Here is a 19,061-nt window from a genome sequence, read left to right on the forward strand (position 1 = left end):
CTCGGTGCGATGGGAATCCATACGCCGTCCCGATCAGCGCGCCTGGCTCCAAGTTAGGGTTAAAAGTAAATATAGATTACCTCGGGATTGATAATCCAATCGACTAAAGCGACTTCGAAATCCCGCTTCACCTCAACATCGAACATTTTCTCTATGGGGTCGTACGATTTCACGGTGAGCAAGGCAGATCCGATCGCGATATCCTGCGGGAGTTTCTTGACCTTTATGGATTCATAAGCGGTCGAGCGGACCATCTTGCCGTTCTTCTCGAAGCTGAGCGTCGAGAGCGCCGTGAATTTTTGGCCGTTCATGACGCCGACGGTGATCTGCGGCCCGAACAACAAGACATCGGTGATGCGGACAGCCAGGTTGACGCCCGGAACCGCGAAGTTCTCCCGAGCCACGTAGGCCACCGGAACGATGTCGGAGAACCCCAGGTCGGCGCTGCGGTTCGCCCCGCCCAGGAACAGCTTCTCCATTTTCCCATCGACGTCCGCATCCACGCCACAGACCTGAACATCGGAAAGGTATCGGGCGGCGAATTCGGTGAGGCCGAGCGTGGCGGCCCCAACCAGGGCTTGGCCGAAGTTTCGCTGGACCGGGGCCTGGCAGAGGATGACGGCCTGCGCGGGCAGATCCGACATCGCCCCGCCCTTGACCTTGCGCTGGGTGAAGATTTCACCAGGCGGAATAGTGAACTCCAGTCCGCCGACGTTAGCGCTGATCGGCTCGCTATTCATCGCGACGAACCTGTAGCCGAGGCCGAAGCTGATGAGCGTATCGCCTTTGATCTTGAGCCGAAACGTCTTGCCTGCGAAGGCGTCGGGCGCGGACGGAAGCACGACCTTTTCGAAGTCTGCGATCCTGTAGGGTTTCAGCTCGGCCGCCGCCGGCGGCGTTTGCGCAAGGCTGTCTTGCCCGCCCAGGGCGATCGACAGCAACAGAGCTGTCAACGCAGTCTTGATAAAGGTTTCCCGCATCTCCGCCCCCCGGCGTTCGGACTCTGCGTCCCTACCTTGGAGTAGATGAACCGGCCAAAGCACTCAAGTAAGGTCAAGGTTGCCGATCCTCAGTTGTCCGAAAACCCGAATGGCGCGCTCGTGCGGCGGATGTCGTCCGCCAGGATCTGGCGTCCGATCGGCGGCGCGGAGCGGGCGGTGCATTCGGTCCGGTGGCAGATGCGGCACGTCACCCCGATCGGTGTCGCGCCCTCGGGACCGCCCGGGTGGCTGTCGGCGTAGATCAGCCGCGGCGCGTGCTCGGCGGCGCAGCCCAGGGCGATGGCGCGTTCGATGCGCGGCTTGCCGTAGCCCCCCCCGCCGGCGGTGACCGTACGGGCCACCGTGAAGAAGCGCTGGCCGTCGGGCAGCTCCAGCCACTGGGTCACGATCTGGCGTGGCGTGCGGAAGGCCTGGTGGACGTTCCAGAGCGGACAGCCGCCGCCGTGCCGCGCGAAGGGGAAGCCGGCGCCGTCCAGGCGCTTCGAGACGTTGCCGGCCTCATCCACGCGGATGAAGAAGAACGGCACGCGCTCCTGTCCAGGCTTCTGGAGTGTCGTCAGCCGGTGAGCCACCTGCTCGAAACTGGCCCCGAACTGCCGCGACAAGGCCTCGAGGTCGTAGCGGCGGGCCTCCACGGCGCGGGCGAACGCGGTGTACGGCATCAGGAGCGCGGCGGCCGCGTAGCTGGCCAGGGCCCGGCGCGTCAGCCGCGCGCCGCTGTCGGTGGCGAAGCTGGCCTGCGAAGCGATGAAGTCCAGGTCGGCGTCCAGTTCGAGATAGGCGAGCTGCAAGGCGAGCTGGAAGGTCTGGCTGGCGTTGTCCAGCTCGTCGCTGAGCAGCAGTTCGCGCCTGTGGCGGTCCAGGCGGCGGGTGGAGCCCACCATCACCTCGGGCGGCAGGCGGCGGACCCGCAGGTTGTGGCGGTCCTTGAAGTAGCCGGCCAGGCTGTCGAATGCGGCCACGCGCTGGGCCAGCCGTTCGGCGGCGTCGTCCAGCATCGGGAAGCTGTTGCGTCGCGCCTCCAGGAAGCGGCGAGATTCCGCCACGGGGTCGGACACGTCCGGGGTCCCGCCGCCCGCCTCGCCGTCGGCCCGGCGGTCGGCCAGCGCCAGGTGCTCCTCGCGATACGACGTGTAGAGCCGCAGCAGGGCTTCGGTGATCCCCGGATAGTTGGTGGCGGCGTCGGCGGCCTCCAGCGAGGGCAGATCGATGTCGGCGAACATCGGGTCCTTCAGCACCGCCTGCAGCCGCGCGACGTCGTCGTCGGCGCCCTCGCGGGTCAGAGCGGCCATGTCCATCTTGTAGGTGCGCGCCAGCCGCAGCAGCAGTTCGGCGCTGAGCGGCCGGTGGTTGCGCTCCAGAAGCGCGATGTAGGAGGCCGACACGTCGAGATCGGCGGCCATGTCGGCCTGGGTCAGCCCCAGGTCCCGGCGCAGGCGGCGCAGGCTGGGCCCGACGTAGAGGCGGCGTTCGGTGGTCATGGCTGGCTTCGGCGCACCACTCCTTACAACATTACAAGGAAATTCTGTAAAGTCTTACATCCGCACCCCGGAACGCCTTCTGCGCAAGGCGTTGGCCGCGTAATGGGCCCTCAACCTCACCTCATTCCTGCAAGGGATCCGGGCCAATGGCGTACCAAGACCACATCATCGAGATGGGCCAGCTCATCAAGAGCAAGAGCGGCCCCTGGGACGGGATCGACCCCGAAGCCGTGGCGCGCATGCGCCTCCAGAACCGGTTCAAGACCGGCCTGGAAATCGCCAAGTACACCGCCGACATCATGCGCAAGGACATGGCTGCGTATGACGCCGATCCGGCCAACTACACCCAGTCGCTGGGCTGCTGGCACGGGTTCGTGGCCCAGCAGAAGCTGATCTCGATCAAGAAGCACTTCGGCACGACCAAGCAGCGCTACATCTACCTGTCGGGCTGGATGGTCGCGGCCCTGCGGTCGGAATTCGGACCCCTGCCGGATCAGTCGATGCACGAGAAGACCTCGGTGCCGGCGCTGATCGAGGAGATCTATACGTTCCTGAAGCAGGCCGACGCCCGCGAGCTGGGCGGCCTCTACCGCGATCTCGACGCCGCCCGCGCGGCCGGCGACAAGGCCAAGGAACAGAAGCTGATCGACGCGATCGACAACTACGAGACCCACGTCGTTCCGATCATCGCCGACATCGACGCCGGCTTCGGCAACGCGGAAGCCACCTATCTGCTGGCCAAGAAGATGATCGAGGCGGGCGCCTGCGCCCTGCAGATCGAGAACCAGGTCTCCGACGAGAAGCAGTGCGGCCACCAGGACGGCAAGGTCACCGTTCCGCACGAGGACTTCCTCGCGAAGATTCGCGCTCTCCGCTACGCCTTCCTCGAAATGGGCGTGGACAACGGGATCATCGTCGCCCGCACCGACAGCCTGGGCGCCGGCCTGACCAAGCAGATCGCCGTCAGCCACCAGCCGGGCGACATCGGCGACCAGTACAACAGCTTCCTGGATTGCGAGGAGATCGCGCCCGCCGACATGAAGAACGGCGACGTGGTCCTGAACCGCAACGGCAAGCTCCTGCGTCCCAAGCGCCTGCCGTCGAACCTGTTCCAGTTCCGCGAAGGCACGGGCGCCGACCGCTGCGTGCTGGACTGCATCACCTCGCTGCAGAACGGCGCCGACCTGCTGTGGATCGAAACGGAGAAGCCGCACATCGAGCAGATCGCTTCGATGGTCGACCGCATCCGCGAAGTCATCCCGAACGCGAAGCTGGCCTACAACAACAGCCCGTCGTTCAACTGGACGCTGAACTTCCGCCAGCAGGTCTATGACGCCTGGAAGGTGGCCGGCAAGGACGTGTCGGCCTACAGCCGCGACGCCCTGATGAGCGCCGATTACGACGCCACCGAGCTGGCGGCCGAGGCCGACGAGAAGATCCGCACCTTCCAGCGCGACAGCGCCAAGCGGTCGGGCATCTTCCATCACCTGATCACGCTGCCGACCTATCACACGGCCGCGCTGTCGACCGACAATCTGGCCAAGGAATACTTCGGCGAGCAGGGCATGCTGGGCTACGTGGCCGGCGTCCAGCGGAAGGAGATCCGCCAGGGCATCGCCTGCGTGCGTCACCAGAACATGTCCGGCTCGGACATCGGCGACGACCACAAGGAATACTTCGCCGGCGAGGCCGCCCTGAAGGCCGGCGGCGTCCACAACACGATGAACCAGTTCGCCTGAGCCAGCGCTCCGGTTCATTGTCGCAGGGCGGCCTGGGTCTCTCGGGCCGCCCCTTTGCGTTTACGATCGCGCCGCGACGGCGGCGCCCGCCCTCCGTCCCGAGAGCCCGCAGTTCGAGAGCCATTCCATGAACATCAGCCCCAACCTGTCGGTCGACGACCTCCTGCACGCCTTCGTCGAGCGCGAACTCCTGCCTGGGACTGGCGTGGAGGCTCCGGCGTTCTGGTCCGCTCTCGAGACCGTCCTGAGCTATTTCGGCTCGCGCAACGCCGCCCTGCTGGACCGTCGTGACGCCTTGCAGGCGAAGATCGACGCCTGGTGGACCGAGCGGCGCGGCAAGACGGTGAGCGTGGCCGAACAGACCGCCTTCCTCAAGGAGATCGGCTATCTCCTGCCCGAGCCGGCCGATTTCACCATCGGCACCCAGGGGGCGGATCCCGAGATCGCCCAGGTGGCCGGCCCCCAGCTCGTGGTCCCCGTCTCGAACGGCCGCTACGCCCTCAACGCGGCCAATGCGCGGTGGGGCAGCCTCTACGACGCGCTCTATGGCACCGACGCCATCGAGCCGCCGACCGGCGCCAAGGGCTACGATCCCGTGCGCGGGGGCAAGGTCATCGCCTATGCGCGCGCTTTCCTCGACCGGATCGCGCCGCTCACCCAGGGCGGCCACGCCGACGCCGTGCGCTACGCCGTCGTCAACGGCGACCTGTCGGTGCAACTGGCCAACGGTCAGGAGGCCGGCCTTGCGACGCCCGGTCAACTCGCGGGCTGGCGGGGCGAGCCGGACGATCCGCAGGGCGTCCTGCTGAAGCACAACGGCCTGCATGTGGAGATCCAGATCGACCGCGCCCACCCGGTCGGCAAGGATGACCCGGCCGGCGTCTCCGACCTGCTGGTCGAGGCGGCGCTCACCGCCATCCAGGACTGCGAGGACTCGGTCGCCGCTGTCGACGCCGAGGACAAGGTGGGCGTCTACCGCAACTGGCTCGGCCTGATGAAGGGCGACCTCGCCGCCACCTTCCAGAAGGGCGGGCGAACCGAGACCCGCCGGCTGGACGAGGACCGCGTCTACGCCACCGCCGGCGGCCAGCCGCTGACGCTCAAGGGCCGCTCGCTGCTGCTGGTGCGAAACGTGGGGCACCATATGCTGACCGACATGGTCCGGCTGGACGGACAGCCGGTCCACGAGACGGCGGTCGATGCGCTGATCACCGTCACGGCGGCCCTGCACGACCTGAAGGGCGCGCGCCGCAACAGCCCGGCGGGTTCGGTCTATGTGGTGAAGCCCAAGATGCACGGCCCCGACGAGGTCTCGCTGGCGGTCAGCCTGTTCGACCGGGTGGAGGACGCGCTCGGCCTGCCCCGCAACACGGTCAAGATCGGCATCATGGACGAGGAGCGCCGAACCAGCGCCAACCTCAAGGCCTGCATCTTCGCCGCGAAGGACCGCGTGGTGTTCATCAACACCGGCTTCCTCGACCGCACCGGCGACGAGATCCACACCGCCATGGAGGCGGGCCCGGTCATGCGCAAGGACGCCATCAAGGCCGAGCCCTGGCTGACGGCCTACGAGAAGCGCAACGTCGAGATCGGCCTGGCCGCCGGCTTCCCCGGCCGCGCCCAGATCGGCAAGGGCATGTGGGCCGCGCCCGACATGATGAAGGACATGCTGAACGCCAAGGTGGGCCACCCCAGGGCCGGGGCGAACACCGCCTGGGTGCCCTCGCCCACGGCGGCGGCGCTGCACGCCCTGCACTATCACGAGGTGGACGTGCCGGCGCTCCAGGCGCGGATGTCCGCGGAAGCCGAGCGCACCGGAACGGACGAACTCCTGACCCCGCCGCTGGCCAGGTCGAACTGGAGCCCGTCCGACGTGCAGCAGGAGCTGGACAACAACGCCCAGGGCATCCTGGGGTACGTCGTCCGCTGGATCGACCAGGGCGTCGGCTGCTCCAAGGTGCCCGACATCCACGACGTCGGCCTGATGGAAGACCGCGCCACCCTGCGCATCTCCAGCCAGCACATCGCCAACTGGCTGCGCCACGGCGTGTGCAGCGAGGCCCAGGTGCGCGAGACGATGGCCCGGATGGCCAAGGTGGTGGATGGCCAGAACGCGGACGATCCGGCCTACACGCCGATGGCCGCCGATCTGGACGGCAGCATCGCCTTCCAGGCGGCCCTGGATCTGGTGTTCGAGGGGCGCACTCAGCCCAACGGCTATACCGAGCATATCCTCACGCGCCGCCGTCGCGAGCGGAAAGCCCAACTCGCCCGCACGCCGGAACCGGTCTGACAGGCTCCGCAACGAAAAAGGGCGACCCTCGCGGGTCGCCCTTCATCGCGATTGCATGTGGCGCAGGCGTGACGCCTATTTCTTCAGCATCGCCTTGATCTCGTCTTGCGTGGCGTTGACCGTGGCCGCGCCGTTCACGACCGCCAGCGCGCTGGTATCCACTGCAAAGGTGTCGGCGCCCATCGCGATGGTGGCGGTCGTCTTGCCGTCAACACCTGTGCGGACGTTGGCGACCTGACCGATCGTGGCGCCGGTCTTGTCCTTCACGGCCATACCGGTGGTCACGTCCGTCGCGGCGGCGTCGGACGACGCGCCCACGGACGACGCGCTTGTGGCGTCGGTGTCGGCGTCCGCCGGCGGGGCCTGGGTGGCGGCGGGCGGCGCCGGGTCCTGAGCGGTGTCCTGCGCCATGGCAGGCGCGGCGGCGGCCATCAGCAGGGCCGAAGAGGCGGCGAAGGCGAGGGTCTTGCGCATGTGTCTCTTTCCAGTCTGAGCGCCCCCGCGCCCGGCCCCTGAAAACCCCCGGATCACGGAATTGTTCCCGGCGCCCGGCGGGGGCGCCGTTCCGTCAGGCTCGCCCGCCGCAGGCGTTGTCCCTCGCGGCGGCGCTCTGTAGGTTGCGGCCACCGAGCGGATCAGCCCACGGAGCGGGCTTGAGCTCGGGGCAAGGACTTACATGGATCAGGTCGAAAAACGCACCTTCACCGACGAGGAGGCGCTGAGCTTCCACCGCTACCCCACCCCCGGGAAGATCGGGGTCCAGCCCACCAAGCCCATGGGCACCCAGAGAGACCTGAGCCTCGCCTATTCGCCGGGCGTGGCGGTGCCGGTGCTGGCCATCGCGAAGGACCCGGACGCGGTCTACGACTACACGTCCAAGGGCAATCTGGTGGCCGTGATCTCGAACGGCACCGCGATCCTGGGCCTGGGCGACCTGGGGCCCGCCGCGTCCAAGCCGGTGATGGAGGGCAAGGGGGTGCTCTTCAAGCGCTTCGCCGACGTCGACGCCATCGACGTGGAGATGAGCTCCACCGATCCCGATGAGATCATCACGGTTGTGAAGTCCATCGGCGTCACCTACGGCGGCATCAACCTCGAAGACATCAAGAGCCCCGACTGCTTCCGGATCGAAACCGAGCTCCAGGAACTGCTCGACATCCCGGTCTTCCACGACGACCAGCACGGCACCGCCATCATCTGCGCCGCGGGCCTCATCAACGCCTGCGAGATCACCGGGCGGAAGATCGAGGAGGTCAAGGTCGTGCTGAACGGCCCGGGGGCCGCCGGCATCGCCACGCTGGGCCTGATCAAGGCCATGGGCGTGCGCCACGAGAACGTCATCGCCGTCGATCGCAAGGGCGTGCTCTGGCGCGGCCGGCCCGACGACATGAACCAGTGGAAGTCGGCCCACGCCATCGACACCGACAAGCGCACCCTGGCCGAGGCGGTGAACGGCGCCGATGTCTTCATCGGCGTGTCGGCCAAGGGCGCGCTGACGCAGGAGCACGTGAAGACGATGGCGCCCCAGCCGATCATCTTCGCCATGGCCAACCCGGATCCCGAAATCGCGCCGGAGGAAGTCTACGCCGTCCGCCCCGACGCCATCGTCGCCACCGGCCGCAGCGACTATCCGAACCAGGTCAACAACGTCCTGGCCTTCCCCTACCTGTTCCGCGGCGCGCTCGACGTGCGCGCCCGGCAGATCAACATGGACATGAAGATCGCCTGCGCCCGGGCGCTGGCGCAGCTCGCCCGCGAGGACGTGCCCGACGAGGTGATCGCCGCCTATCACGGCGCCCAGCTCAAGTTCGGACCGCAGTACATCATCCCGACGCCGTTCGACCCACGGCTGCTGTCCTACATCCCCCCCTTCATCGCCCAGGCGGCGATGGACACCGGCGTGGCGCGCAAGCCGATCGCCGACATGGACGCCTACCGCGCCTCGCTCGCGCGCCGGCTCGACCCCACCGCGGCCTTCCTCCAGAAGCTCCAGGGGGCGGTGCTGTCAGGCCCGCAACGGAAGATCGTCTTCGCCGAGGGCGAGGAGCAGAGCGTCATTCGCGCCGCCTACGCCTTCCAGACGCAAGGGCTGGGCAAGGCCGTGCTGGTGGGGCGGGAGGACCTCGTACACGAGAACATGCGCGCGGCGGGCATCGACCCCGCCGAGGCCGGTCTGGAGGTCCTGAATGCGCGGGTCTCGCACTGGAACGAGGCGTCGGTCGACCTGCTCTACGGCCGTCTCCAGCGCGAGGGTTACCTGCGCCGCGACGTTCAGCGCCTGATCAACCAGGACCGGAACGCCTTTGCGGCGGCGATGGTGGCCCTGGGCCACGCCGACGGCATGGTCACCGGCGTGACCCGCAACTTCGACCAGGTGCTGGAGGAGGTGCTCAACGTCATCGATCCCGCGCCCGAGGGGCGGATCATCGGCATGAGCGTGGTGATGGCGAAGGGGCGCACGCTCTTCATCGCCGACACCAACGTCACCGAGATGCCCGAGGCCGAGGAGCTGGTCGAAATCGCCATCGAGGCCGCGCGGGCCGTCAAGACCCTGGGCTATGAGCCCAAGGTGGCTTTCATGAGCTACTCCACCTTCGGCAATCCCATGGGCGATCGTTCCGAACGCATCCGGGAGGCGGTGCGGATGCTGGACGGCATGGAGGGTGTCGACTTCGAGTACGAAGGCGAGATGCCCCCGGGATTGGCGCTGGATCCGGAAAGCCGCGGCGCCTATCCGTTCATGCGCCTGACCGGCCCCGCGAACGTCCTGATCATGCCCGCGATCCACTCGGCAGCGATCTCGACCCAGCTTATCACGTCGCTGGGGGGAGCGGAGGTGATCGGTCCGATCCTCCTGGGCCTCGACAAGCCGGTGCAGATCTGTCCGCTGGGCGCGTCGGTCTCGAAGATCCTTCAGATGGCCACGGTCTGCGCCTACGACCGCCCGCTGGTGGACCTGGCGGAGTAGGCGCAGAAGGCCGGCGTCGTCAGTCGTCCGCGCGGCGGCTGACGATTTCCAGCGAGCCGGGCTTCAGCCTGAGGTCGAACTTGCGTCCGTCCGCTGTCTTGGCGTCGTCCACCTCCCAGAGGCCGTTGTCGTCCTCGAGTTCGATGTCGTCCCACTGGACGTAGCCCTCCGCCCGGAGCTTGGCTTCGATCTGGGTCCGTTCCTGGGGCGTAGGGTCGCGGTCCTTGGCCTGGGCCACGCCCGCGGCCGCCAGGGCTGCGGCGGCGGTCAGTGCGGCGGTGGCCGCGGCGAACAGTCTCATCGATCTTCTCCTCGGGAAACGTCAATGGCCCTTGCGGGTGGTTGTCTTGCCGAACGTCCTCTCCAGAGCTGTGACCAGTTTGGTCAGGGCCCCGACGGTGGCCTGGTCGATGGTTTCGGCGGTCTCGGTCGCGGCGACGGGATCGAAGCCTGCCGGCCTCGCCTCGATGGCGCAGCGCTTATCTGGCTGTCGCGTGGGCGGCGCGCTTTCGTCGACCACATGCACCTCCACCCGCGTCAGGCGATCCTCGAAGCGGGCCAGCCGCTCCCGGACCATCGTTTCCACGTCGGTCGTCCACGGTTGGCGTCCAGCGACATTGTTGGCGGTGTTGACGAGAACCTGCACTGTCAGCGCACCTTGCGAGAGCGTTCGAGGACCGGCCGATGACCCTCGGCGTCGAGGGCGCCGGACGGCGCGATGCCGGGGTTGGGCAGGGGGTTCATGCCCGTATCCGGGGTTCGGTCCACGGGATGGGCCGGCGGCTCGACGTTCGCCTTCATCTCTTGCGCGCGCCGGGCTGGACCTGCCTGCGCCGCCGGCTTGCGGGCATCTTCCTGGGACATGTCGGCCTCCTTTCGATCTTCGGTCATACTGACGAACCCGCGAAGGCTGTTCCGGTTGCGGGAGATCACGCCGGTTTCAGAGACGGAGAAGGAGGGTCCGATCCCGACGCCGCATTCGGTTCCGGCCAAGGCGCCGTCCACAGGCGGGCGGCTGGTCTATGCGATCGGCGACATCCATGGCCACGCCCTGGTCCTGGACGACCTGCTCCGCCGGATCGCCGCCGACGTCGAGGTCTCGCGCCCGCATGAGGCGCCGCGACTGGTGTTTCTCGGCGACTATGTGGACCGCGGCCCCGACAGCCGTGCCGTCATCGACCGCATCCTGGCGCTTGTCGAAAGCGGTCGTTTCGAGGTGACGGCGCTCAAGGGCAATCACGAGGACGCCCTGCTCAAGTTCCTGGACGACCCCGCCTACGCTCCGAGCTGGATCGAGAACTGGGGGGAAACGACTCTGAGGGCCTACGGAATCGCGTCCCCCTGGCGGGAGGACGGCGCCGCACAGGCGCGCGCCCGGTTCGCGGCGGTCTTCCCCGACGCGCACCGAGCCTTCCTGCACGAGCTGCCGCTGCGGTGTGAGATCGGTGACTATCTGTTCGTCCACGCCGGCGTGCGCCCCGGCGTGCCGCTGTCGGAACAGACCGAGCGCGATCTGATGTGGATCCGCTACGACTTTCTCGAGTCGGACGCCGACTTCGGCAAGGTGGTGGTCCACGGCCACACGCCGGCGCCCCGGCCGCAGATGCGGCCGAACCGCATCGGCATCGACACGGGCGTCTATTACACGGGGGTGCTCACCGCCGTGCGGCTGGAAGGCGAGAGCCAGCGGTTGATCCAGGCCGTCGAGCGCTGAGGCGCCGCAGACGCGGTCAGTGCGCGTCGTCCCAGTTGGCGGCGGCGCGGGCGTCCACCACCAGGGGCACCGAGATCGAGACGGCGGGCTCGGCGGCCCGCTCCATGACCCGGCGGGCGACCGCGATCACGGCCTCGGCTTCGGCCTCGGGCGCCTCGAAGACCAGTTCGTCGTGCACCTGCAGCAGCATCTTCGCGGTGAGGCCGGCGCCCGCCAGCGCGGCCGGCATGCGGATCATGGCGCGGCGCATCACGTCGGCCGCCGCGCCCTGGATCGGCGCGTTGATGGCGGCGCGGTCGGCGAAGGCGCGCTCGGCCTGGCTCTTGCCGCGCGCCGCCGGGATGTGGACCTTGCGGCCGAAGATGGTGGTGACGAAGGCCTCGGCGCGCACCTGCTGCTGCATCCGGTCCATGTAGGTGCGGATGCCGGGGAAGCGCTCGAAGTAGGTCTTGATGTAGGCCCCCGCCTCGTCGCGCGGGATACCGAGCTGGTTGGCCAGGCCGAAGGCCGAGATGCCGTAGATGATGCCGAAGTTGATCGCCTTGGCCCGCCGCCGGGTCTCGGCCGGCATGCCCTCGACGGGGACGCCGAACATCTCCGACGCCGTGGTGGCATGGATGTCCTGGCCCTCGGCGAACGCCTTCTTGAGCTGGGGGATGTCGCCGATGTGGGCGAGCAGGCGCAGCTCGATCTGCGAATAGTCGGCGCTGATCAGCACATGGCCCGGTTCGGCGATGAAGCAGCGGCGGATCTTGCGGCCCTCCTCGGTCCGGATCGGGATGTTCTGCAGGTTGGGGTCCGACGAGGCCAGCCGCCCGGTGGTGGCCGCGGCCAGGCTGTAGGACGTGTGGACCCTGTGGGTGGAGGGGTTCATCGCCGCCACGAGGTTGTCGGTGTAGGTGCCTTTCAGCTTCGAGAGCTGGCGCCAGTCCAGCAGGATGCGGGGCAGCTCGTGGCCCTGGGCCGCCAGCTCCTCAAGCATCGAGGCGTCGGTGGACTGGGCGCCCGTCGCCGTCGTCTTGCCCGAGGCCAGCCCCATCTCCTTGTAAAGGATGTCGCCGATCTGCTTGGGCGAGCCCAGGTTGAAGGGGCGGCCGGCCACGCGATGGGCCTCGGCCTCGAACTCGGCCATGCGCACCGAGAAGTCGTTGGAGAGCTGGCGCAGGCGTTCAGGGTCCACCTTGATCCCGGCCAGCTCCATCTGGGCCAGCACCCGGGGCATCGGCCGCTCGGTGGTTTCGTATACGGTCAGCAGGCGTTCATGGGCGAGGCGCGGCCGCAGGTGCTCGTAGAGCCTGAGCGTGACGTCGGCGTCCTCGGCCGCGTAGCAGGTGGCCGCCGAGAGTTCGACGTGCTTGAAGCTCTTCTGCGATTTGCCGGTCCCGGCCACGGTCTTGAAGGTGATCGGCGCATGGTCGAGCAGGCGCTTGGACAGTTCGTCCATGCCGTGGCTCTTGTGCAGCCCGCCCTCCAGGGCGAACGAGATCAGCATGGTGTCGTCCATGGGACCGACCTCGATCCCGTAGCGAGACAGCACGGCCATGTCGTACTTGCCGTTCTGGGCCACCTTGAGCACCGCGGGGTCTTCCAGCAGGGGCTTCAGGCGCGCCAGGGCCTCGTCGATCGGGATCTGCGTCAGGTCGGAGGGCGCCTCCAGCGCCAGGCCGTCCTCGGCCTCGTGGCCCAGGGGGATGTAGCAAGCCTGACCGGGAGCGACGGCAAGGGAGACGCCGCAGAGGTTGGCGCCGGCCGACGAGAGGGCGTCGGTCTCGGTGTCGAAGGCCACGACGCCGGCGGCGACGGCGCGGGCGATCCAGTCGTCCAGCGCCGCGAGGTCGCGGACGCACACGTAGCCGTTCACGTCGATGGGGCCGTGCGCGGGGGCGGCTGGCGCCCTGCCGTTGGGCGACGGCGTGTCCGAGGCCGCAGCGCCCGAGGCGGCGCCTGGGGTCGTGGACGTCTCGCCGCCGGCGCCGTCGCCCACCCGACGCGCCAGCGTGCGGAACTCCATCTTCTCCAGGAAGGCGTGCAGCTCGGCGGGATTCGGCGGATCGACCACCAGGGCGTCGAGCGGCTCGGGCAGGGGCGTGTCGCAGTCGAGCTGGACGAGCTGGCGCGAGAGGCGGATCTGGTCGGCGTACTCGATCAGGGTCTCGCGGCGCTTCTGCTGCTTGATCTCGTGGGCGCGGGCCAGGAGCGTGTCGAGGTCGCCGTACTCGTTGATGAGCGCCGAGGCGGTCTTGATCCCGATCCCTGGGGCACCGGGCACGTTGTCCACCGAATCGCCGCAGAGCGCCTGCACATCGACGACCTTGTCCGGCGTTACGCCGAACTTCTCGACGACCTGATCGATTCCGATGCGCAGGTTCTTCATGGTGTCGAGCATGAAGACCCGGTCGCCGACCAGTTGCATGAGGTCCTTGTCCGACGAGATGATGGTTACCTCACCGCCCATGTCCCGCACCTTGCAGGCGTAGGCGGCGATGATGTCGTCGGCCTCGTAGCCGGGCAGCTCGAGGGAGGGCACCCCGAAGGCCCGCGTCGCCTCGCGCACCAGCGGGAACTGCGGGATCAGGTCCTCTGGCGGCGGGGGCCGGTGCGCCTTGTACTGGTCGTAGAGATCGTTGCGGAACGTCTTCTCGGAATGGTCGAACACCACGGCCAGGTGCGTGGGCGCGTCGGCCTGGGCCCGCATCTCGACCAGCAGCTTCCAGATCATGTTGCAGAAGCCGGCGACCGCGCCCACGGGCAGGCCGTCCGTCTTGCGCGTCAGCGGCGGCAGGGCGTGGAACGCCCGGAAGATGTAGCCCGAACCGTCCACCAGATAGAGCCGCACATTGGGCCCGTCCTGGGTGGGCTCGCGCGGAATTTCGTCCAGGGTGGCCGGCGCCGCGGATTCGGATGTGTCGCTCATGCCGCCAGGATAGGGCGGCGGGGCGTCGAGGTCATCCACGGCCTGGGCCCCCTCCGCGCCGATCGCCGGCGGTAACGCTTGCTATACGAGCGTCCATTACGATCACAACCAAGACGATAATCGTTCTCAGGGGCGTCTCTTGGAAATCCTCGGCCTGTGCTTCGACAACGCAGCCGTCGGTGTCGACACCCACCATGACGCCGCCCTGGTGGCGGTGGCCTATGTCGCCGCGGCCATAGCCTCATACGCCGCCCTCGACACGACCGAGCGGCTGCGCCGTTCGGGCGGCGCGGCGCGGCCGTTCTGGCACCTGTGCGCCGCCCTTGTGCTGGGCGGGGGGGTCTGGTCCATGCACTTCATCCCATGCTGGCCTACCGGACCTCGCTGGAGATCGCCTACGACCCGGGCCTGACGATCCTGTCCGGCCTGATCGCCGTCGCAGGCGTCGCGGTCGGCCTGCACACCCTGGGCGACGGCTCGCTGCGGCGGATCGCCGGCAGCGGCGCGCTGGTCGGGCTTTCGGTGGTGGTGATGCACTACATCGGGATGGACGCGATGCGCTTCCCGGGCGAAACCTACTATAGGCCGGGCCTGTTCGGCCTTTCGGTCGTCATCGCCGTGGCGGCGGCCGGCGCGGCCCTGTGGCTCGCCGTCAATCTGCATACGGCGCTTCAGCGCGCCGCCGCCGCCCTGGTCATGGCGCTGGCGATTTCGGGGATGCACTTCACGGGCATGGCGGCCACCGTGCTCGTGCCTGGCCCGCTAGCCGAGGAGGCCTACGTCGCGGGGCTGGTGTCGAGCCAGCTTCTGGCCGCCAGCATCGCCGCCAGCCTGGCGGTCATCCTGCTGTTCAGCCTGACCTGCGCCTGGTTCGACCGCCGGCTGGAGGCGCGGTCGGTGAGCGAGGCCGGGCGGCTGCGGGCGTTGAACGAGACCCTCGAAGCCAAGGTCGAGGCGCGCACCGTCGAACTCACCGGCGCGCTGGTCGCGCTGGACGAGCAGCGCCGGAGCGCCGAACAGGCGAACCGGTCGAAATCCGACTTCCTCGCCAACATGAGCCATGAACTGAGGACCCCGCTGAACGCCGTCATCGGATTCGCCCAGATCCTCCAGATGCGCCGGGGCGAAGAGACGCTGAGCGTCGCCCAGGCCGACGCCGTGGAGCAGATCGGCCGGTCGGGCCGCCACCTCCTGGCGCTGATCGAGGAAGTCCTGGACTTCGCCAAGATCGAAAGCGGCCACCTGGATGTGTCGCTGGAAGCGCTGGACCCGCACGCCGCCGTGCAAGATCTCCTTGGAACATTCCGCCTCCAGGCCGAGCGCGCGGGCGTCACGCTGTCGGGTCCCGACGCCGGCGGCGGCCTGGCCGTCCGCGCCGATCCCCTGAAGTTCAAGCAGATCCTCGCCAACCTCGTGTCCAACGCCATCAAGTACAATCGGCCGGGCGGTTCGGTGTCGGTGGAGATCGACGCCCTGGGGGCGTCCGTGCGGCTCACGGTCCGCGATACCGGGCTGGGCCTGCCGGCCGAACGGCTCGCGTCGCTCTTCGAGCCCTTCAACCGCCTGGGGCGGGAGACCCTCGCCGTGGAGGGCGCGGGCCTGGGCCTGGCCCTGACCAAGAGGCTGGTCGAGGCGATGGATGGCGTCCTCGAGGTGGAAAGCGTGGAGCGCGAGGGCTCGGCGTTCACCGTCCGGCTGCCCGCCGCCGCCGTGGCCGAGCTCGCCACGGCCGAGATCGCGGTGCGCGAGAACCCGGCGCAGGACCTGCCGCGGGCCGTCGCGCTCTACATCGAGGACAATCCCTCGAACATCCGCCTCATGCAGCACGTCTTCGAGGCGCTGGGCGCGCTCGAACTCCACGTCGCCGAACATCCCCTCGTCGGCCTGCAGGCCGCCGCGCAGCTCAGGCCCGACGTCATCCTGCTCGACATCAACCTTCCGGACATGGACGGCTTCGAGGTCAAGGCGCGGCTGGACGCCGACCCTGCGACGCGGGGCATCCCCGTGATCGCACTTTCGGCCAACGTCCTGACCGAAACGCTCACCCGCGGGCGGACGTCGGGGTTCCACGACTATCTCACCAAGCCGCTCAACATCGAGGCGCTGGTGGACGCCATCCGCGGCGCGATCCAGCCGCCCGGTGCGGAGGCCGCCGACTGGCGCACGGCTGCGAAGGCGGGCTGAAGAGGCGTTCCCGACCCGCGCCTGGAGGTTGGGGGGCGTTTCGCGCCCTGCCGCTTTCGGGGCTTCAGTGGCCTGGACCAAATCCCGACGGCGCGCGAGGAGCCCTTGGGGCGGTCTTGCGAAACCGGCTAAGACCGGGCGGTGACCGCCGCGGCCCCCATCCGTTCCTGCCTGACCCGCCTCAGCCTGACCGACTTCCGGTCTTACGATCGCGCGGAACTGGCGCTGGACGGGCGGCCCGTGTGGCTGGCGGGGCCGAACGGGGCGGGCAAGACCAACATCCTGGAGGCGGTGAGCTTCCTGATCCCCGGCCGGGGGCTGCGCGGCTCGGCCCTGGCCGAGGTGGGCCGCCGACTGTCCGGCGAGCGGCAGGGCCGCGCCTGGGCGGTGGCGGTGACGATGCGCGGGCCGGAAGCCGGACCAGAGACCGGGCCAGACGCTGGGGCGGGGAGCGAGACGCGCCTGGGCACCGGCGTGGAGCAGGCCGGCGCCGCGCGTCGTGTGGTGCGGGTGGAGGGCGAGCCCGTCCCGCCCGGCCGGCTGGCCGAGCACGTCCGCCAGGTCTGGCTGACCCCGGCCCAGGACCGGCTGTTCCTGGAGGGCGCGGCGGACCGGCGCCGCTTCTTCGACCGGCTGGTGTTCGCCGCCGAGCCGGCGCACGCGGCCCACGTCCAGGCCTATGAGAAGGCGATGCGCGAGCGGATGCGGCTGCTCACCGACGGCCCGGCCGACGCCGCCTGGCTGGACGCGCTAGAGGCCCGGCTGGCCGAGGCCGGAACGCTGATGGCCGAGGCCCGCGCCCGTACGCTGGCGGCGCTGTCGGCCGAGATCGCCACCCGGGGCGACCGGCCCTTTCCCCAGGCGCGGCTGGCGCTGGCCGGCGACTGGGAGCGGATGGCCGGCGAGGGCGTGGACTTCGCCGAGATCGAGGCGCGGCTGGCGCGGGCGCTGCGGCAGGCGCGCGAGCGCGACGCCGCGGCCGGCCGGGCGCTGACCGGGCCGCACCGGGGCGACCTCTCGGTGATCCACCTGGAGAAGGACCGCCCGGCCTCCGAGTGCTCCACCGGCGAGCAGAAGGCCCTGATCCTCAACCTCGTGCTGGCCCAGGCCGCCCGCCTGGCCCGCGCCGCCAACGCGCCCGCGCCGCTCCTGTTGCTGGACGAGGTGGCCGCCCACCTGGACGCCCGGCGCCGCGCGGCCCTGTTCGACGAGATCGAGGCCCTGGGCCTCCAGGCCTTCCTGACCGGAACCGACGAGATGCTGTTCGAAGCTTTGGCAGGTCGCGCCCAGGGCTTCCGCGTCGAGCCGTCCGGGGTTGCCCCCGTCGGGTGAAGCGGCGCTCCCTCGTCGCAACGAACCGGACGGTGTCGGGGGGAGGGCGCGATGAGGATCCTGCTGGTCTCGGACCTGCACTACGCCCTGAAGCAGTACGACTGGACGCTGACCGCCGCGCCGGACTTCGACGTGGTGGTGATCGCGGGCGACCATCTGGACATTTCCAGCCCCCTGGACGGCTCGATCCAGGTGGTGGTGATCCTGAAACACCTCCAGCGGATAGCCCGGGCGACGCGCCTGATCGTGTCGTCGGGCAACCACGACCTCGACCGGCGCAACGGCCAGGGCGAGCGGGTGGCCTCGTGGATGGACTGGGTCCGGCGGATGGGGATCGCGGCGGACGGCGACGCCGTGGAGATCGGGGACACGCTGCTGACGGTCTGTCCCTGGTGGGACGGCCCCCTCTCGCGCGAGGCGGTGGGCGCGCAACTGGCGCGGGACGCGGCGCGGCGACCGGAAGCGGGCCGCTGGATCTGGGTCTACCACGCCCCGCCCGAAGGCTCGCCGACGAGCTGGGACGGGCGGCGCGACTGGGGCGACGGCGAGCTGTCGGCCTGGATCGACGCCTACCGCCCCGACATGGTGCTGGCCGGACACATCCACCAGGCGCCGTTTCGGCCCGAGGGCTCGTGGGTCGACCGGATCGGCGACACCTGGGTGTTCAACTGCGGTCGCCAGATCGGCCCCGTCCCGCCGCACATCGTGATCGACACCCAGGCTCGCGCCGCCGCCTGGTTCTCGCTGGCCGGAACCGAGGCGGTGCGCCTGGACCGGCCGCTGCTCCGGCCCCTGGAGTCGTTGGACGCGCCGCCCGAGTGGCTGGCGGACTGGGGCCGCGGGCCTATCCGGGATCGCGATCCGATCCCGGCGTGAACGCGTCGAGCGGCTGGTGGAGCAGGCATTCCAGGATCTCGTCCACGAAGCCGAGGTGGCCGGCCTCCGCCTCGAACTGGGTCTTGAGGTCGACGAGATAGGCGGTCACCCCGTTCAGCCGCCGGGCGATGACGCGGGCCAGGTGGAAGGCGATGTGCGGATGCGCCCGGATGAAGCTGGCGCCGTCCTCGCTCACATGGGCGCGGACCGGCCCCAGGGCGCGCACGGTGGCCATGTGCGGCGCCTCCAGCAGCACCGACATCTCGCCGAAGACGGCGCCGGGTTCGGCGACGGTGTCGATGCGGTGCTCGCCCTTGGCCACCTCGACCACACCCTCGACCAGCACGTAGAGCCGCCCGGTCGTCTCGCCCTCGGGCAGCAGCGCCTCGCCATCGGCGAAGGTCGCGACGGGCAGGTCGCGGCAGACGTCGAGCAGGGAGGGCGATGGAGGGGCCGCCATATGCCGACGCTAGCGGGCCGCTGGCCGCCCGGCGCGGGAATTCGGGGGTCGTGCGCCCGACGCCGGCCGGCTGGTCAGCAATTGGGCGCCGGCGACGCC

The 19,061-nt window shown here is 69.2% G+C and carries 16 protein-coding genes; 8 read left to right on the plus strand and 8 right to left on the minus strand.

From position 1 onward, the window contains the following. Nucleotides 1-59 precede the first annotated feature (59 nt). Nucleotides 60-980 (minus strand): hypothetical protein, encoded by a 921-nt coding sequence (locus ABS78_RS02935; RefSeq protein ID WP_293374716.1) that lies wholly within the window; start codon nt 978-980, stop codon nt 60-62. Nucleotides 981-1,069: 89 nt separating this feature from the next. Beyond that, nucleotides 1,070-2,482 (minus strand): helix-turn-helix transcriptional regulator, encoded by a 1,413-nt coding sequence (locus ABS78_RS02940; protein ID WP_293374718.1) that lies wholly within the window; start codon nt 2,480-2,482, stop codon nt 1,070-1,072. 146 nt (nt 2,483-2,628) lie between these two features. On the opposite strand from ABS78_RS02940, the gene ABS78_RS02945 reads away from it, so the two are divergent. Further along, complete coding sequence (locus ABS78_RS02945) at nt 2,629-4,221, plus strand: isocitrate lyase (protein ID WP_293374720.1); 1,593 nt, start codon at nt 2,629-2,631, stop codon at nt 4,219-4,221. Between the two features lie 127 nt (nt 4,222-4,348). Continuing rightward, complete coding sequence (locus tag ABS78_RS02950) at nt 4,349-6,514, plus strand: malate synthase G (protein ID WP_293374722.1); 2,166 nt, start codon at nt 4,349-4,351, stop codon at nt 6,512-6,514. 75 nt (nt 6,515-6,589) lie between these two features. On the opposite strand, the gene ABS78_RS02955 is transcribed toward ABS78_RS02950, so the two are convergent. Further along, complete coding sequence (locus tag ABS78_RS02955; RefSeq protein ID WP_293374724.1) at nt 6,590-6,988, minus strand: hypothetical protein; 399 nt, start codon at nt 6,986-6,988, stop codon at nt 6,590-6,592. Between the two features lie 202 nt (nt 6,989-7,190). Between ABS78_RS02955 and ABS78_RS02960 the strand changes: the two genes are divergently transcribed. Further along, nucleotides 7,191-9,482, plus strand: a complete 2,292-nt coding sequence (locus ABS78_RS02960) for an NADP-dependent malic enzyme (RefSeq protein ID WP_293374726.1) — start codon at nt 7,191-7,193, stop codon at nt 9,480-9,482. A 19-nt stretch (nt 9,483-9,501) separates the two neighbouring features. Here ABS78_RS02960 and ABS78_RS02965 read toward each other — a convergent pair whose 3' ends face one another. The 3 genes from ABS78_RS02965 to ABS78_RS02975 are packed head-to-tail and all read right to left on the minus strand — an operon-like array spanning nt 9,502 to nt 10,346. After that, nucleotides 9,502-9,783 carry a PepSY domain-containing protein gene (locus ABS78_RS02965; RefSeq protein ID WP_293374728.1) on the minus strand — a complete coding sequence of 94 codons (282 nt, stop codon included), beginning with the start codon at nt 9,781-9,783 and terminating at the stop codon, nt 9,502-9,504. A gap of 21 nt (nt 9,784-9,804) precedes the next feature. Further along, nucleotides 9,805-10,128: an HPF/RaiA family ribosome-associated protein gene (locus tag ABS78_RS02970; protein WP_293374730.1), complete on the minus strand. Its 324-nt coding sequence runs from the start codon at nt 10,126-10,128 to the stop codon at nt 9,805-9,807. Between the two features lie 2 nt (nt 10,129-10,130). Then, on the minus strand, nt 10,131-10,346 hold the full coding sequence (locus tag ABS78_RS02975) for a hypothetical protein (RefSeq protein WP_293374732.1): 216 nt from the start codon (nt 10,344-10,346) through the stop codon (nt 10,131-10,133). A 55-nt stretch (nt 10,347-10,401) separates the two neighbouring features. On the opposite strand from ABS78_RS02975, the gene ABS78_RS02980 reads away from it, so the two are divergent. Then, complete coding sequence (locus ABS78_RS02980) at nt 10,402-11,196, plus strand: metallophosphoesterase family protein (protein ID WP_363082561.1); 795 nt, start codon at nt 10,402-10,404, stop codon at nt 11,194-11,196. A 16-nt stretch (nt 11,197-11,212) separates the two neighbouring features. Here ABS78_RS02980 and polA read toward each other — a convergent pair whose 3' ends face one another. Further along, nucleotides 11,213-14,110 carry a DNA polymerase I gene (gene polA, locus ABS78_RS02985; protein ID WP_293375458.1) on the minus strand — a complete coding sequence of 966 codons (2,898 nt, stop codon included), beginning with the start codon at nt 14,108-14,110 and terminating at the stop codon, nt 11,213-11,215. A gap of 139 nt (nt 14,111-14,249) precedes the next feature. Between polA and ABS78_RS02990 the strand changes: the two genes are divergently transcribed. The 4 genes from ABS78_RS02990 to ABS78_RS03005 all read left to right on the plus strand — a co-directional run bounded on the left by ABS78_RS02990 (nt 14,250) and on the right by ABS78_RS03005 (nt 18,502). After that, the gene (locus ABS78_RS02990) at nt 14,250-14,522 is read left to right on the plus strand and encodes a hypothetical protein (RefSeq protein WP_293374734.1); all 273 of its coding nucleotides are present in this window, start codon (nt 14,250-14,252) and stop codon (nt 14,520-14,522) included. Next, nucleotides 14,474-16,294 (plus strand): MHYT domain-containing protein, encoded by a 1,821-nt coding sequence (locus ABS78_RS02995; RefSeq protein ID WP_293374736.1) that lies wholly within the window; start codon nt 14,474-14,476, stop codon nt 16,292-16,294. The genes ABS78_RS02990 and ABS78_RS02995 overlap by 49 nt, the downstream gene beginning before the upstream one ends. A gap of 141 nt (nt 16,295-16,435) precedes the next feature. After that, nucleotides 16,436-17,626, plus strand: a complete 1,191-nt coding sequence (recF, locus tag ABS78_RS03000) for a DNA replication/repair protein RecF (RefSeq protein ID WP_293374738.1) — start codon at nt 16,436-16,438, stop codon at nt 17,624-17,626. Nucleotides 17,627-17,677: 51 nt separating this feature from the next. Then, a complete protein-coding gene (locus ABS78_RS03005) occupies nt 17,678-18,502 on the plus strand; it encodes a metallophosphoesterase (protein ID WP_293374740.1) in 825 nt (274 codons plus the stop codon). Here the strand turns inward: ABS78_RS03005 and ABS78_RS03010 are convergent. After that, complete coding sequence (locus tag ABS78_RS03010; RefSeq protein WP_293374742.1) at nt 18,471-18,962, minus strand: cyclic nucleotide-binding domain-containing protein; 492 nt, start codon at nt 18,960-18,962, stop codon at nt 18,471-18,473. The two genes, ABS78_RS03005 and ABS78_RS03010, sit on opposite strands and share 32 nt — an antisense overlap. Nucleotides 18,963-19,061 lie beyond the last annotated feature (99 nt).

This window comes from Phenylobacterium sp. SCN 70-31, assembly GCF_001724605.1.
Taxonomy (GTDB): Bacteria; Pseudomonadota; Alphaproteobacteria; order Caulobacterales; family Caulobacteraceae; genus Phenylobacterium.

Bases quoted from the DNA above. Each gene is read 5' to 3' on its own strand.
- ABS78_RS02935 (WP_293374716.1), bottom strand. From the start codon at position 980: ATGCGGGAAACCTTTATCAAGACTGCGTTGACAGCTCTGTTGCTGTCG.
- ABS78_RS02940 (WP_293374718.1), bottom strand. From the start codon at position 2,482: ATGACCACCGAACGCCGCCTCTACGTCGGGCCCAGCCTGCGCCGCCTG.
- ABS78_RS02945 (WP_293374720.1), top strand. From the start codon at position 2,629: ATGGCGTACCAAGACCACATCATCGAGATGGGCCAGCTCATCAAGAGC.
- ABS78_RS02950 (WP_293374722.1), top strand. From the start codon at position 4,349: ATGAACATCAGCCCCAACCTGTCGGTCGACGACCTCCTGCACGCCTTC.
- ABS78_RS02955 (WP_293374724.1), bottom strand. From the start codon at position 6,988: ATGCGCAAGACCCTCGCCTTCGCCGCCTCTTCGGCCCTGCTGATGGCC.
- ABS78_RS02960 (WP_293374726.1), top strand. From the start codon at position 7,191: ATGGATCAGGTCGAAAAACGCACCTTCACCGACGAGGAGGCGCTGAGC.
- ABS78_RS02965 (WP_293374728.1), bottom strand. From the start codon at position 9,783: ATGAGACTGTTCGCCGCGGCCACCGCCGCACTGACCGCCGCCGCAGCC.
- ABS78_RS02975 (WP_293374732.1), bottom strand. From the start codon at position 10,346: ATGTCCCAGGAAGATGCCCGCAAGCCGGCGGCGCAGGCAGGTCCAGCC.
- polA (WP_293375458.1), bottom strand. From the start codon at position 14,110: ATGAGCGACACATCCGAATCCGCGGCGCCGGCCACCCTGGACGAAATT.
- ABS78_RS02995 (WP_293374736.1), top strand. From the start codon at position 14,474: ATGCTGGCCTACCGGACCTCGCTGGAGATCGCCTACGACCCGGGCCTG.
- ABS78_RS03005 (WP_293374740.1), top strand. From the start codon at position 17,678: ATGAGGATCCTGCTGGTCTCGGACCTGCACTACGCCCTGAAGCAGTAC.
- ABS78_RS03010 (WP_293374742.1), bottom strand. From the start codon at position 18,962: ATGGCGGCCCCTCCATCGCCCTCCCTGCTCGACGTCTGCCGCGACCTG.